This is a genomic window from Serratia sp. JSRIV001, from assembly GCF_019968745.1.
GTDB classification, from domain to species: domain Bacteria; phylum Pseudomonadota; class Gammaproteobacteria; order Enterobacterales; family Enterobacteriaceae; genus Chania; species Chania fonticola_B.
This window is the reverse complement of sequence record NZ_CP074147.1, coordinates 1,875,685-1,891,042: the sequence shown is the minus strand read 5'-3', so window position 1 is coordinate 1,891,042 and position 15,358 is coordinate 1,875,685. Positions and strand designations below refer to the sequence as shown.

Annotated in this window: 14 protein-coding genes; 4 read left to right on the top strand and 10 right to left on the bottom strand. The window is 49.8% G+C overall.

The window, feature by feature from the left end; genetic code table 11:
* Positions 1–124 precede the first annotated feature (124 nt).
* On the bottom strand, positions 125–682 hold the full coding sequence (locus KGP17_RS08625) for a fimbrial protein (RefSeq protein ID WP_021180549.1): 558 nt from the start codon (positions 680–682) through the stop codon (positions 125–127).
* Positions 683–1,153: 471 nt separating this feature from the next.
* On the opposite strand from KGP17_RS08625, the gene KGP17_RS08620 reads away from it, so the two are divergent.
* Together KGP17_RS08620 and KGP17_RS08615 are read left to right on the top strand one after the other, a co-directional pair.
* Complete coding sequence (locus KGP17_RS08620) at positions 1,154–1,870, top strand: EAL domain-containing protein (protein WP_223499160.1); 717 nt, start codon at positions 1,154–1,156, stop codon at positions 1,868–1,870.
* A gap of 21 nt (positions 1,871–1,891) precedes the next feature.
* Positions 1,892–2,482 (top strand): LuxR family transcriptional regulator, encoded by a 591-nt coding sequence (locus KGP17_RS08615; protein WP_037375072.1) that lies wholly within the window; start codon positions 1,892–1,894, stop codon positions 2,480–2,482.
* A 77-nt stretch (positions 2,483–2,559) separates the two neighbouring features.
* On the opposite strand, the gene KGP17_RS08610 is transcribed toward KGP17_RS08615, so the two are convergent.
* The 3 genes from KGP17_RS08610 to KGP17_RS08600 are packed head-to-tail and all read right to left on the bottom strand — an operon-like array spanning position 2,560 to position 4,309.
* Positions 2,560–2,850 (bottom strand): pentapeptide MXKDX repeat protein, encoded by a 291-nt coding sequence (locus KGP17_RS08610; RefSeq protein ID WP_021805098.1) that lies wholly within the window; start codon positions 2,848–2,850, stop codon positions 2,560–2,562.
* Positions 2,851–2,910: 60 nt separating this feature from the next.
* Positions 2,911–3,699, bottom strand: coding sequence for a molybdopterin-dependent oxidoreductase (locus KGP17_RS08605; RefSeq protein ID WP_115159220.1), 789 nt, complete (start codon positions 3,697–3,699; stop codon positions 2,911–2,913).
* Between the two features lie 10 nt (positions 3,700–3,709).
* Positions 3,710–4,309, bottom strand: a complete 600-nt coding sequence (locus tag KGP17_RS08600; RefSeq protein WP_021805100.1) for a cytochrome b/b6 domain-containing protein — start codon at positions 4,307–4,309, stop codon at positions 3,710–3,712.
* Positions 4,310–4,459: 150 nt separating this feature from the next.
* On the opposite strand from KGP17_RS08600, the gene KGP17_RS08595 reads away from it, so the two are divergent.
* Positions 4,460–5,173, top strand: a complete 714-nt coding sequence (locus KGP17_RS08595; RefSeq protein WP_223499159.1) for a response regulator transcription factor — start codon at positions 4,460–4,462, stop codon at positions 5,171–5,173.
* A gap of 3 nt (positions 5,174–5,176) precedes the next feature.
* On the top strand, positions 5,177–6,643 hold the full coding sequence (locus tag KGP17_RS08590) for a HAMP domain-containing sensor histidine kinase (RefSeq protein ID WP_059200285.1): 1,467 nt from the start codon (positions 5,177–5,179) through the stop codon (positions 6,641–6,643).
* 77 nt (positions 6,644–6,720) lie between these two features.
* Here the strand turns inward: KGP17_RS08590 and KGP17_RS08585 are convergent, their stop codons facing one another.
* The 6 genes from KGP17_RS08585 to KGP17_RS08560 all read right to left on the bottom strand — a co-directional run bounded on the left by KGP17_RS08585 (position 6,721) and on the right by KGP17_RS08560 (position 15,356).
* On the bottom strand, positions 6,721–8,814 hold the full coding sequence (locus KGP17_RS08585; RefSeq protein ID WP_223499158.1) for a fimbria/pilus outer membrane usher protein: 2,094 nt from the start codon (positions 8,812–8,814) through the stop codon (positions 6,721–6,723).
* Between the two features lie 89 nt (positions 8,815–8,903).
* Positions 8,904–9,392, bottom strand: a complete 489-nt coding sequence (locus KGP17_RS08580) for a hypothetical protein (protein WP_021805103.1) — start codon at positions 9,390–9,392, stop codon at positions 8,904–8,906.
* 412 nt (positions 9,393–9,804) lie between these two features.
* Complete coding sequence (locus KGP17_RS08575; protein ID WP_021805104.1) at positions 9,805–10,470, bottom strand: LuxR C-terminal-related transcriptional regulator; 666 nt, start codon at positions 10,468–10,470, stop codon at positions 9,805–9,807.
* A gap of 100 nt (positions 10,471–10,570) precedes the next feature.
* Positions 10,571–11,230, bottom strand: coding sequence for a fimbria/pilus periplasmic chaperone (locus KGP17_RS08570; RefSeq protein ID WP_021805105.1), 660 nt, complete (start codon positions 11,228–11,230; stop codon positions 10,571–10,573).
* Between the two features lie 9 nt (positions 11,231–11,239).
* A complete protein-coding gene (locus tag KGP17_RS08565; protein WP_115159217.1) occupies positions 11,240–12,883 on the bottom strand; it encodes a hypothetical protein in 1,644 nt (547 codons plus the stop codon).
* A complete protein-coding gene (locus KGP17_RS08560) occupies positions 12,873–15,356 on the bottom strand; it encodes a fimbrial biogenesis outer membrane usher protein (protein ID WP_218520411.1) in 2,484 nt (827 codons plus the stop codon). Before KGP17_RS08560 ends, KGP17_RS08565 begins: the two co-directional genes overlap by 11 nt.
* Between the last annotated feature and the right edge of the window lie 2 nt (positions 15,357–15,358).

Here is a 15,358-nt window from a genome sequence, read left to right as displayed (position 1 = left end):
ACCCGCCAGAATAAATACCCGTGCTTTCACCCCCTGTAATTAGAGGCTATCAGGGCGAAACTATTCGCCCCGAATGCTCACAGGGAGGAAACAACATTTAACTATAAAATGGACGGGTAATAACTTATTGGTAGATGATGGTGTATTGTACGTTTGAGGTTACATCACCGGCGCCCGCAGCGGCAGTTGCGAAATATTCCGCATAGTAGTTCAGGTCTGCTGAATCACCTTCATTGGCAACGGTAACCCACTGGGAGTTGGTCTGTGCGCCGTTGTTGGTGGCAGCCAGAATTGGCAGGAACTGGTTGTTGCTACCCAGCAGCTGGATTTGCACGTTGGTTGCGGCATTGGTTTTGGTTTGGTTATTCAAACGACCCGTTTTGAAATCAACGGTTGAACCTGGTTCGAAATAGGTTGCTACCTGGCCTTTAGAACATTTGGTCAGGTTAATTGCGAATGGAGTACGGCCCGCGGTGGCGCTAACCGCATTCAGGGTAGAAGAAGATACGGTTGGCAGAGTAACGGTAAAATCTTTACCACCTGGGGTGCTGATAGTACAGGTCTGGTCGGTCACTTTACCGTTGAAAGTAATAGTACCATCGGCAGCCTGTGCTGAAAGAGAAGGAATGGCGGTGGCGCATACAGTCAGTGCTAATACAGCGGACAGCTTAGAGATTTTCATATTTTCGACTCTCGGTGAATTAATACATCCGTTAAGTACATTCAACGATGCTACTCCCTGTCAGGAATGAAGCCCGATGAATCCATTGCCCGGCGAAATATAGTCCAAGAACATTCTCATTGATAAATCGTTTAAAACATTCATAACGCCCCTCACGATAGGAAAAAACTATCAACAAATACCTATCGATCGATATTGACGATTTACCCGGTTCGTAATAATCTTAATTAGTCAAGTTTAGCGGTCAAAAAATTCGATAAAACGCCGAAAAACCAGAATATAACTCTGTTAATGCGCTTTCAGCCATCTTGAGCGCAAGCCTGTTCCCTCTGAAATTTCAATCTTTTAGGGGAATTTACCACCAGGTAAGATGATTCTTTTTTTAATAAGATTATTACCAATAAACAGCCATTTTTTTCTTTGTTTATTGTTTAAAATCATACAGATAAATTTCAATCAAAGGATTGAGGAATGCGCAGCGATTTTAACGATAAAAATAACGGCATTAATTATGTTTTTCAGCCTATGTTTGCCAAATCGGGGCAACTGCTGGCCGTTGAATGTTTATCACGCTTCTCTTTTGATAGCGAATTTGCGCATTTCTCTCCAGAACAATTCTTCCAGCAGGCCGACCGGGAAACCCGCGTTGAGATCCTGCATCAACAAATTGAATTGATAGAAAAATACCGAGACTGGTTTCAACAACACCAGATCATTGCCACCATCAATGTCGACGACCATTCGCTGCAGGCGCTGGCAAACGGTGTGTTGGCCGATAAAATCCGCGCGATGAATTACCTGCATTTCGAAATCAACGAGAACGCCAGCAGACTGGTAAAAAACCGTGTCCATAACGATCCTTCTTTGAATAATTATTCATTTTGGCTCGACGATTTTGGTTCCGGCTATGCCGGGTTTTCCGCCTTGTATAACAGCCGTTTCCGCTTCGTAAAACTCGATCGACAACTGCTGTGGGACTTTATGAAAAAGCCCGGCGGTGAAGGGTTGATGCGCGCCTTGCTGCGTTTTTTTCACCTGAATCATTACCGGGTGATTATCGAAGGAGTTGAAACGCATGAACAAAAAAAATGGTTGGACGAAATGCCTTATTATGCACTGCAGGGGAAGTTGTGGCAGGAATCCAGCATCAAAGATTTAAATCAGCTGCTTGCTGCTGAATACTTTTAACTCATTATGGGTATCCCCAATATGTCTAAAAACAATGTCCTGGTGATTAGTGAGTGTAAGTACAGCTATGTCGGGCTTTCAATGCTGTTGAAAAAGCATTATGGCAAGTACGATATCAAGCTGTTTTCGGACTTTATGCACGGTGGTGCGAAGGCGGAGAAAATTATCAAGCATGATATTGCGCTGATTTTCACCTCGCAAAATCTGGAACAAAGCGTCAACGTGATCGAAAGCCTGGTGTCTGTGCATCAGCAACACATGAGCTCAACGCGTATTCTGGTGTTTTATGATGATGAACGGGTGGCCAAACTGTTGGCGATCCTGGGGATCTCGGTGGAACTGGTATCGGCACGTATGCCGCTTTATTTACTAGAAGAAAAAGTGGAAAACCTGTTGGCGAGTGAAGAGTCTGGGCAATTAAAGGTGCAGAAAACCCGCGAGCTCAGCCCAGCAGAAAGCGATGTGATCTTCAACCTGTTGCGCGGCGATAGTCTGCTGAACATTGCGGCCAAGCGAGGCACCCATCCGAAAACCATTTTTTCACAGAAATACAGTGCATTGAAGAAATTGCGTCTGCGAAATATGAGCACTATTTTCGTCGCTGGCAATTGAGCAACAGGGGCGGACTCAGCAATTGAGCGCGCCCCTTGCCGTACCAGAGACAGGATAGCTGGCGGTCATGGCGCCTTTTACTGGCTCATAGCGTCTTTCTTCATACCCTCTTTAGCCATGGAATCTTTCTTCATGCTGTCTTTGGCCATGTGATCCTTCTTCATATCATCTTTGGCCATTGAGTCCTTCTTCACGCAGTCTTTACCCATGCACTCTTTTTTCATGCCCTGTTTAGCCATCCCATCGTGAGACATCTGGCTCATACCGTCCTTTTTCATCGCATCCTTGCCCATGCTATCGGCCGCATTGGCTCCGGTGATACCCAGCATCAGTGCGCTACACATCATCATGGCAAATAACTTTTTCATGGTATTTCCTTTTCTTGGTTAATCGGCACGCGTCGTGCCATGAAACTGCACCGGCGGCAATCAACTACCGCCAAACCAGTTGTAGCCTTGGTCTTCCCAGTAACCACCGGGAAAGTGGTTGGTGACTTCGATCACTTGAATATGTTTGGGATTCTTGTAACCCAGCTTGGTGGGCATCCGCAGTTTCATCGGATAGCCGTATTTACGCGGCAAAATCTGCCCGTCGTAGGTCAGCGCCATCAGCGTTTGCGGATGTAACGCCGTGGCCATATCGATGCTGGTGTAATAGTCATCGGCACATTTAAAGCCGATATAGCGGGCGTTAAGATCTGCGCCAATCGCCTTCAGGAAGGTGGCAAACGGCACCCCACCCCATTTGCCGATGGCGCTCCAGCCTTCGACACAGATGTGCCTGGTGATCTGGCTGATTTGCGTCATCTGGTGCAACTGTGCCAACGTCCAGGGTTGCTTGTGCAGTACCAGCCCCGCCACTTCCAGACGATAATCGTCACCGTTGATATCCGGCGCCTGATCCTCGCTATAGAAGGCATTAAACGGGAATGGCCGAGTGATCATCGATTCGGCATACTCTGGTGCCAGATGGTTGGCATTGAACAGCCAGCCCTGAACCCGATCGTTGAAGCGTGAGATGCGGCTCAAGGCCTGATCTACCTGAGCATTATCACTGAGATCGCAGCCAGTCAGCATCGCCATCCCCCCCAGGGTCAAGCCATTGCGCAGAAAACGGCGGCGCGACGACGATGCCAACTGGCGCGCTAACAGACGTTGCGCTTCTTTAACGATATCCTGGCCTTCGCTCAGGCTGAGAGGTTCTTTTTCCGTTTTCATCGGTGTCTCCTTAGCGTCCACGTAACATGGCCAGCAGCGTACGTGGCACCAGGGCCACCATCACCAGATGGATCACCACGAAGCCAACCAGCGCCGTCATGGCAAAAAAGTGGATATAGCGCGCCGCGTCGTAGCCCCCAAGCAAGGTACGTAGCAGAGGAAACTGCACAGACTTCCACAACACCAGCCCAGAAAGCACCATCAGGATGCTGACCACGATAGCCACCAGATAAGCCACACGCTGCACCATGTTGTAGTGGCGCAGATCGGCGTGTGACAACTTGCCGCACAGTGCGGCCCAGAGATCGGCCACAAACTGCTTGGGGCTGAGCGGCCAGAATTGGCGTTTAAAGCGGCCACTGAACAGGTTGATCAGCAGATAGCACAGGCCGTTGATGCCAAACAGCCACATACCGGCAAAATGCCATTGCAGCGCGCCCCCCAGCCAACCGCCTAGCGTCAGCTCGTTGATAAAACTAAAGTTAAACAACGGGGAAGCGTTATAAATGCGCCAACCGCTGGTGACCATAATCAGCATGGCAAGTGCGTTCAGCCAATGTGTCAGCCTTAGCCACAGCGGGTGGATAAGGGTCTGTTTCGCCGTGATCATCGCTTCTCTCCTGCCCCGTATCGGTTGAATGTCTGCAGTATTCAACGGATTTGTTCCCCAAGACCTCACGCAAAGTTAAATAAAATGTGATCACTTCCAAGGTGGGGGTTGTGTAGACTTCAGGTAGGCCAGTTAACCGCGGTAGAGAAAATGGAAAAGGCAAAACGAATTTTGATCGTCGAAGACGACGGACATATCGCCGAACTGTTGCAACTTCATCTGAGCGATGAAGGCTATGACATCAGCCATGCGGCCGATGGCAATCAGGGTATGGCAATGCTGGAACAAGGGGGTTGGGACGCGCTGATCCTCGATCTGATGCTGCCGGGTATCGATGGCCTGGAAATCTGCCGCCGCGCTCGCAATATGACACGCTATACCCCCATCATTATCACCAGCGCCCGCTCTAGTGAAGTCCACCGGGTACTGGGGTTGGAACTGGGTGCAGACGACTATTTGGCTAAACCCTTTTCCATGCTGGAGCTGGTGGCCCGCGTAAAAGCCCTGTTCCGCCGCCAAGAGGCGATGACCCGTAATCTCCGGATGGAAGCGGGAACGTTAAGCGTGAACGGGCTGGTGATCGATCCCATCGCCCGCGAAGTGTTTCTGAACCAGCAAGCGGTGGAACTAACACCGCGCGAGTTCGACCTGCTGTATTTTTTCGCCCGTCATCCCGGCAAAGTGTTTTCCCGCCTCAGCCTGCTCAATCAGGTCTGGGGCTATCAACATGAAGGGTATGAACACACGGTGAACACCCATATTAACCGGCTACGGATCAAGATTGAGCGCAACCCGGCAGAACCCGAGCACATCCTGACCGTGTGGGGCATGGGCTATAAATTCGCGGCTTCGCCGCAAGGGTAAAAGATGAAAAATCTCACGCTGACACAACGCCTGACTCTGGTTTTCGCCCTGCTGCTGCTCATCTGTTGTTCGATCTCCGGTTGGTTACAGGTGCGCAGCAGCACGCAATATAGCCAGGCGGTGATCCAACAGCTGTCCACCAATCTGGCGCAACATATCGCCACCAGCAACCCCCTGTTGAGTTCGCAGGGCTGGAACGATCGGTCGGTGCATACCCTGTTCGATAAACTGATGGCGGTTAATCCGAGCGTTGAGGTTTATCTGCTGGATAAACAAGGCAATATCGTCGGTAACGCGGCGCCTGCCGGGCACATGAAACGCCAAAAGGTCGATCTGTTACCGATACAGACATTGTTGAACGGGGCCGAAATGCCCCTCTATGGTGACGACCCGCGCAATCTTGATAACCAAAAAGTCTTCAGCGCCGCGCCGCTGCGGGTAAATGGCGAGATTGAAGGCTATTTGTACGTAGTGCTGCTGGGGGAGGATTATGATGCGCTGGCCAATAGCGCCCAGATCAACTCTGCCATTTATACCGCGCTGTGGTCGATGGGGCTGGTGGCGCTGTTCGGCCTGCTGGCTGGGGGCTTTGCCTTCCACTGGGTGACACGCCCGATCCGCCGTCTGACCCAGCAGGTTAGTGCGCTGGATGGCGACGGCATCTCAGCACTGCAAACCTATGCCAATGCCCCTGCGGAGAGTCATAGCCGTGATGAGGTCAGCCAGTTGCAGCAGGCATTCCGCCGTATGGCACAGCGCATTACCGAGCAGTGGCAAGCCCTGTCACAACAGGACCAACAACGGCGCGAGTTTATCGCCAATATCTCTCACGATCTGCGTACTCCATTGACCTCGCTGCATGGTTATCTGGAAACACTGTCGGTGAAATCCGCCAGCCTGACCCCCACCGACCGTCAACGCTATCTGGAGATCGCCCTGGCGCAGAGCCGCAAAGTCGGGCGGTTGGCGCAAGAGCTATTTGAGCTGGCCAGGCTGGAATACGGCGTGGTGAAACCTCAGAAAGAACCTTTCTCTCTCAGTGAGTTGGTGCAGGACGTATTCCAGAAGTTCGAATTGGCCGCCGAGGCTCGCCAGCAGCGCCTGCTTGCCGATATTCAGCCGGGCATTCCCCAGGTGTTTGCCGATCTGAGCATGATGGAACGGGTGCTGACTAATCTGCTGGATAACGCGATCCGCCATACGCCAAGCGGTGGAGAGATCGAAGTGCGCCTGTGGCCGCAGGGTAATAAGGTGATGGTTCAGGTCAATGACAGCGGACCTGGCATTCCCTTGGAACTGCGCCCAGATCTGTTTATCCGCCCGTCAATTCTCAACCATGCCCGCCGCCATGCGGGGGGTTTGGGGCTGATGATTGTCAAACGCATTCTGCAGTTACACGACAGTGACATTACGCTAGTGGATCAGCCGCATGCTGGAGCCTGCTTTCGTTTCTCCGTGTCGGTACTTTAACTAAAGTACCGACGGCCAGTCCCCAGGGAAGGGGGCTTACGGCATGTCGGCGTCCTGTACCTCTTCGGCACAGCGATTTAATTAAGCAACTCATAATAGGATAAGGCCCCTAATGTCGGCACTTTAACGACTTCATTGGCTGGCTCACCAAACTCCCTCTCCTGGCCTATCTCATCATTGACCACGTTGACCTGATAGGGAATGAGATTGGGGATAATGGCATAACCGCGGCTGTCGGTAACCACATCAACCTGCTCAGGGATCGTCGCATTGGGATGCTTTTTGCTATAAACCAGTGCGTTAGTGTCACCTAACGTTGGCCCTAAGGTAATCCCCGCCTGGTGGGCAACCAATGAACCTGAGCTGTTCGCCGAGTAAAGCGCATAGTTTGTTCCAGACTGGTATCTGATCGCAGATTCACCGGCGGCGTAGCGGTAATTGGCACTCGCCTGATAACTTGCCTTGCTCTGTTTGCCCTTGCGGCTAATCACCCGGTAGTTAAGGTTGTTATTTAAATGCCTACCGCTAACGCCAAGCTCAGTTTGATAGTGATCATAGGGGTTATAGCTGTATCCCAGATTCAGACTGGTGTTATCAATCCCCATTCTCTTTAAGGGTACCCTGAAGGTAATACCAAACAGCATTTCATTTTTTTGCGTAGGGTATTGATAGTATGACAGGTCAAGATCATAGGAAACGTTGACGGTGTTTTGCATAAACCTCAGCGAGTAGAACGTCCGCTTGCCTTGATCTTCTTTGTATTTTTCCTGGTTAATATTGAATGACAAGCTCTGTGAAGTATCAATCAACGCACTTATCGAAAAATCAAAACCATATTCTTTTTTATAGTAATCACAGCAATAATAATCTGTTTTAGCATTATAGGCATAACTATTGAAATCATTAAAGTGAGGCTGTAGATAATACTCGCCATTTAACCTGATGCTGGTATTCGCCTTGTTGAAATTAGCCACATACTGTAAACGCAACTTCTCACCGTTTACCTTGCCCTGCTCTGCCGATGTTATACTGCTGTACTGGTGATTAAAGGTGACATCACCGAATTGATTGAGTCTTTGACCAATACCTAATGAGTGGCTGTAGTAATTGGGCGATATCAGCGCTCCGCCAAATAAAGAGCTTTGTGCAGTGAGACCATATCCAGCGCCTCCCTGAAAGAAAATGGGATTAGACTCTTCCATTCTCTCACTACTCATAAACTTGCCGAATGAGACATCATATTTCCACATGTTCTTATCCAGGATATTGTCCAGTCGACTCCAAGGTACATCATAATAAGCGATGCTACCGTCGCTTTCTCTCACCGTCATGGTAATAGAACCCGATTTGTCAAACAGTTTGATATTTCTCAGCACGAAATCCCCAGCTTGAACCATCGTGCGGTAAACCGGTTTGCCGTTCTGCCGGATCTCAACTTCAGCATCACTGGTGGCCACACCATATACCCAAGGCAACACTGGCCCCTGTGACGAAGGAAACATATTATCGTCAGATGACAATTTTATCCCACGATTAGGGAAGGGATCCAGATAGAAAGTATTATTGTAGCCCTCACCAAAATACAGACGAGAGTTTATCGCGGGGATGTCTCTTTCAGCGTAAAGATCGGAAAACCTTATCCGTTTCTGTGGCATACCCTCATTATCATGAAATTGCCGTGATCTTAATCGCCAATGTTGGTAGTTGATGCCAGACTCTAACTCAACGACTAAGTTATCTTTTCTTTTTCTTCTGATATAACGTTCTCCCTGATATTTTTTATAGTTAACATCATAGTTTATCAGGATAGCTGGAATACCCTCATCTCGATACTCGATAGCCAGGCGAGGATCGGCCTTGACCTCCGTTGACTCTAAGAATGTAAAAAAAAGAAAATTCACCTTATCAATTAAGGTAACGGTAATATTTAATGGATAAAGATCTTTAACTTTGATACAGCCGGTTTCTGGTACCTCACTCATGTTTTCTGGTGAGAGGATTTCCCATTCTATAAGCTTTTTTCTATCAAAACACGGAAAACCGTCCTCCGCCATGTCCAATTCAATATGACCGATATCCCGATCCCCTTGGGAGATGTAAAAATACTCACCTGCATGGGCAAAACAGGCTGCCATGAATAGAATAGGAAAAGCGAATAAACTTTTATTCATATTGTTCGGGTGGGAATAATAGAATTTATAAAAATGCACCGGCAGTCATCATTAAACATGCCGGTACATTATTATTGAATTAAAACAGTTTACTTACCTTCGACGGAAGGTAGGATCGCATCCAATTTATCCAACTCACTCATCATGGCACGATAAACATAGAGTTTAGACTGAGCATGGCGCCCATCTAATTTGTTTGTTGCGCCAAGATCACGCAGCTTTTTGAGCAATTTCTGAGTATTTGGTTTGTTGGCATCTGCCTTGGGAATGGCGCTATATTCTGCAAAGAGATCCTGCCACTCTGCTTCCCAAGCCTCTTGCTGGTTGTACCCTGGCGTGATTGCAGTTCTGGTTTTAGCGGCAACGGAACCACAATACTTATGTGCACCACCGCGTGTGCCGTAAATAACCCAGAGAGGCGATTTTTCCCGAGGATCATTGCCATATGACTGGATATCACTGACGCACTTGGTAACTTCATTACGCATATTTTGCTCTTGGCTGCTGATACCAGCAAAAGCATTCGCTGAGAACACCAGAGTACCGAGCATCAAAAGCCCAATTTTGCTTTTATTCATCTATATAGATCCTTCTAGAATAATTAATTAAAAACATGAATACGCCGTTCTTAAAGGCAGAAGGACCTTAATTTATAGCATTTATTAAGACAATAAAATTCAGCTAAAATGTTTTACTTTCGGATCTTTCATGAGAAATTCTTTAATATAACCAGTAAATTCTCAACTTAACACCGGAAATGATAATATTATCACGCTATTAATAACACCAGACTGGTCGTTTTATAGTCACTTGTAATGTAAAACAGCGAACGGTTCGCTTACCAGTGTTATATATATCATTAATATAAATCCTGGAATGAAGAATAAAACCAGAATAAAAGTGATTTGCACTAATTTAAGCCAGGTAGATTGACAGTGGAATTGTTTGAACTAACGCAACTGGCATTACCTGAGAAAGAGCCCTTCTCTCTCAGTGAGGTGGAGCAGGATGTATGCCCGAAATGGCAGTTTCATCCCAGTAGCGGGTTCTGAACGCCAACAGCAGCTGCATAAAGCCAACCTGATTCAGCCCCAACTTGCGCATAATATTCAGCTTATGGGTGCAGACGGTCTTATAGCTGCGCCCGATAACCTGAGCGGCATGCTGTGCATTGGCTCCGGCAACCATCAATCCCAGGATACGCCATTCACAACCTGATAATGGCCGCAGTTCCTGCAACAACAGTTGCCGCATCGCTGGGCTACGATAACTGGCGGTGGGATGAGCCGCCGAAATGGCTGCCAGTAAATAATTCACACTATCGCGCTTGGCCACTAATGAGAGGTGTTTTTGCGTTGCAAGCAGCGACAAAATATCCGGGTTGATGATATCGGTGAAAACCACCAAAGACGCCTTTGGCCAAAGCGTACCGAAGCTCAACACGAATCGCACTACCTGATAAATTTCTTCGGTATGATGGTAGAGCTCCATAATAACCGTTTGCTGTTCATTATCATTGAGTGATGAGACAATATCTTTCAGTCGACTTAGATGGCTGATTTTTTTATTTTTCGGGTCAATCAACGCCTGCAGGCCGATCTTTACCAAAGGATGGGGCTCAAAGAGAATAGACGTCTCGTTATAGAAGGCATACATAATTAATTATCCAATTGAAAATATTTTATTTTTTAGTTTATAAAAACCACCTGAAACCCGCGTTCCTTGCCGAATGGTCAATAAAATCCAATCTGGCTAATTAAATACAACTTTTATCCACGTTGATAAACTTATCGTTATAAATAATAAATTTCTGACCTTGCAGTTTGATACCCGGATGCGACAGCGTATCCCCTGGGCGTAAATACTCGGTGATCCCCTCTTCATCAGTGCTATCACAACCGGGTTTCAGCAGAAACTTAAAAAAGGTATTACCGGTGTTTTTGAGCGTACCGCGCTGCTTGTCAAGCTGGTAGTCAAACAGGGTGACACGCGGTCTGACCACCAGAATGGTATCCATTACCACGATCGGCTCCAGATTGGCACCGGCTTTGTTGCTCTGCCCGGTGGTCAGCAGGTTAGTCGGTACCTCGCGAAATGAGACACGATAATAACGCTCTTTATTATCCTTCGGCCCATGGTAGTAGAACTTGTAATATTCCCCCTGTCCTGCCCGCAGCGTCAGTTGCTTGGGGGCAAACAGCAATTCACCCTCTGCCGGTCGGGTTCGCACCTCTTGCTCCCCTGGCCGATCGATGGCACGAATGGAAACCTGATAAAACCGGGCGCTGGCGTTATTGTTCAACACCCGTTTGGCGACAAAGGACTGATCCTGATCCATCGCAAACGTCATGGTGCCCACGTTGATCGCCCCGGCGGTAAAGGGCAGGAAGATTAGCCATAGCAGCAGAGTTTTCACATCATCCCCTTAATTGATATTGCGCCAGGTTGCCTCAACGTGGATTTCACCGGCGGCATGCACATCACCATACCAGGCGTTACCTTCCACCGTTTTCAGCGAGATCGGTGCGTTCATCGGGATCCTGAACTTGACCTTGGTCTTGTTCATCACCCCCACGTCACCGGAAATATCGTTCCATGGTGTGCTGCTCCACAGGGCGTTGGTCATATCGTGCCACTGGCTGTCACAACCGGCATCAAACACCTGCTCCGTCCCCGTGCTGGTAGTAATACTAAGCTGGGCCGGGAATGGAACCTTCGTGGTATTGTCTGGCGAGGAGAAAATACAGTAGTTGATCCCTCCCAGTGACTGCGTTGGGCCGGTCGCCATAACCCTGACCTGATCGGCATTGGTCTTAGCGCTAGTGGTCACAATATAACCAAATTCCAACGGTGGCTCTGAAGGGCCAACATAGCCTTCCCGGTGCGGGCTGTTATCGAAATCCTCGGAAATAATGCTGATACTGAAATCACGAGGCTTGATGATCAGTTGGTTAGAAGTCGAGAACTCATACCAACCCGATTCCGGCGAGGTGGTGTTCTGGAAACGGAAGTTAATCAGATCGTGCGTACCGCCGTCGGTGATCCCCAGCTTGACCATCTGTTTGAAGAAGTTACTGGCAAAAAACACGTAAACGGCATTGCTGCTCTTCAACTCGTTAAACGTATAGTAGCTGCCGGTACCCGAGGTATTTTTCCAACTGTTGCCATTCAAACTGAATTGCAGATCGGCCGCATTAACCGCCGATGACAGTGCGGCATGGTTGATCGACGGAAAAATATGGATCGAGGTGTTACTGACGCTGCCATCCGTTTGCAGATCGTAGCTGACCATCTTGCACATGATACCGCTGCGGGCACCGACGGTTTGGTTGCGGCAGTCCGCATTACCTTCACCGATGATCGGTATCCCATCGCTGTTGACGAACACTTCCGATACCGCATTGGTATTGATGAAGCGCAGGTGTGCCGCCTTGGCATGGGTGACGGTACGTCGATACCAGGTGCCTGAGCTTTGATCCTTGCAGCGTTCGCCACTGCTGGCACTGTAGACCGCAGAAGTCTGACAGCCGTTGATCTGCATGCTGAATGACTCACCAGCCCCCATCTGCCTGAGGTACTGATAAAAACTCGGTGACATCATGCCGTGCATCCATTTTTGATTCCCGGGAGTAACAACCACCCCATAGAACCCTTTTTCATCGCTGGTCTCTGGCAGGATCAGACTGGTTTCCATATTGCAACCGGTATACCAGTTGATACAGCGCAGGCCAAGAAATGGATTTTTGATCGGCGCATTTTCCAGCCACATATCGTAACGCCAGTTGGCTATCAGACCATAGTTGAAACCATTGTCGACGTAGCCCAGACTTTGTTGATAAATGGTGCCGGATCCGCCATATTTCAGGCCGGTCCATTTATTGGCACCGGTCATACGCGGATCTAGCCCCCCTGCCGGGGTCACAAAGAAGTTATCGTCCGCATTGTTCTCAACAAAGACAAACTTCATCGTGGCGGCATCTCCCAGATTGGTCGGGTTCACCGCCTGCGCCGGGGCGATGCTCAGCAGGCCGCCGATCAACAGCGCCAAACGTATGCTATTAGCCTTCATTGTTCATATCTCCTGGTTGGCCCACTTTGGCGTAGGACTTCAAGCCGCGGCAAACCACGTCGCCTACCCAGACCGCACCCTGTGCCTTGCTCAGATCCAGCGCCACCTCACAGCTTTGATTGTGGCGGTAGGTAAAATCGATTACCGGGAATTTCTTATCCACATCCATCACGAACTCCCCTTTTTCATCCGTACGGGTACGCCCGATATGGTTGTTGATATTGGCGTTGGCCAGCAGCGTGCCATCCTCGGCCTTGATACGGCCAAATACCGTGACCATCTGTTTGATTTGCGGTTCGATGACCGCCACGTTGCCCGGGTACAGCGTCAGGCTGTTCTTACGATTGGTGACGATATCGAAGCTTTCCGCCGAGTTTTTGTTGTTCATCAACTCCACCACATACTGACCATAAGGGGACAGGGGCAGATAGTTCTTGTCGCCGGTCAGCTTGACGACGCGGCCATCCACGCGCGCGGTCAGCATGCCTTCATTTTCCAGGCCGGTATTGATAATAATCCCTGAGTTACCTTCATTGCGTCCACTTGCCGCGATATGACGCCCCTGCCAACCGACGCTGCCGTTAGCGGTCAGGCTGGTATTCACGTAGCCGTCTGCGGAGCTGCTAACGTTGACGGTGCCGGTAGAATACTTGGTGTCAAAACGGGCGTAGGCACCGCCGTTAAAGCTGTTATCCCCGTTGGTATCCCCGGAGATGGCGCGCGACAAATTGGCCCCCACGGTTCGGATCGGCCCATCGGCAATCTCTTTACGCGCCGCAATATTGGCCGTGGTGTAGCCGTTCTGGTTAGAAACCCCGGCGCTGAACCAGTTGCCCAGTGGCAAGGAGAAATCGAGCGCAATGTACTTGCCGGTATTACCGCCGGAATGGCCATTATTGTATCGCTGTACCCCCGCACGTATGCCCAGCGTGCCGTAACGGCCGGTGAACAGATTCTGGTAGTAATCCACGTTGTAATAATGGCTGCTATTTTTCTTGTCGTCGTTATAACTGACGCTGAGCGTGCCGAGGTGAGGCACAATCGCCCCCAAGTTCAGCGAGCCGCCGATCGCCCGGTTATGGGCATCGTTTTGGCGCAGTTTGTTGCCGATCACCGTTTTTTCTTCGTTGGCCCACAGCGTACTGAAACCACCGGGCAGCGTGGCGCTCACGGTGTTGATCAGCGTCCAGGATCGGTCCGTGGCTACCATGCTCTGCGTGCTAACCTGCACCGCATCGATGATCGGTATGCTTAAACGGCCTTCCGCCACCGAAGTACTGTCCAGGGAATAGCCGGACAGCGCCCAGTTAAAGCGAGACAGGTTGCCAGAGGCTGAAGCCCCCAGCAGGTAGCTATCTTTAGCCTCAGCGAAGCGATCGTTGTCGCCATGCCACTCATCCATACGCACCATACCGCCCCAATACTGCCAGAACATCGGCGCACCCGCGGCGTGCAGCGGACTATAGAGTTTGTTAACCCGCTGCATACGGCGGCTGATCACCTGACCATTGACGATCACCTCAACCTGCACATCGTAAATACCGAAAGGCAGCGTGCCGGTATCCACTTCGTGGTTACCCATGGAGAAATTCTGTACGCTGAGCAGGCGGCCATCACGCGACAGGTGAACCTCCCCCGCCGAGGGGAAGAAAGCGACAATCGGCGTTAACGACTGGGTATTATCAAACACCGTCGAATTGGCACGGCTGCCATAGGACATGCCGTAGATTTTGCTCGAATTGATGGTGGTCACTGGACCCAACGATTGCAGGTTCCAACTGTCGAGCATGCCTGCGGCAAAGCGTCGGCCAGCGAAGTCACGCTCATACATCACCTTATACAGCGTCGAATCCTGGTTGCTGCTGCCAATCCCATAGACAGAACCGTTCACTTCCACATGATGCTCACGCAGAGAGGTGACGTTATTCAGCGATAAATAGCTGGAGGTAAAACCTTCACTGGCTTTGGTGCGGTTGTCGTAAACGCCCAGGTTATAGGCTAGCGTGCTGCTTATCTCATCAACACTCGACGCACCAATATCGCTGGCGCGCTCACGCAATACCGTCCCCAGGGCCGATTGCTTCACCACCAATTGCAGGTTCAACTGGCGGAAATCCAACGCCAGCCAAGCATCATCCGACAGCGTGATGCGTTGCTTATCGTCAAAGTTGGCATCATTGAGCGCATTGAGCTGCTTGGTGATCGCGGCGGTCAACTGTGCGCCACCCTCGTTATCTTCCAGGGTAATTTCGCTGATTTTCAGATGGTTATCATCAAGCACCAGCAATGCGCGCCCAATGCGTTGATCGTCTTTCAGGGTGCTGTTTTGTTCAAAATGCAGCAATAACGGGATGCTCATCCCCTCGCGCAATGCCATGCTGAAAGTCTGGGGGATCAACACGCCATCAATTTGGGTTAACCCGGCGGCAAGAGCCGACTGCCCAGGGATCATCACGGCCGGGATAACGCTCATCC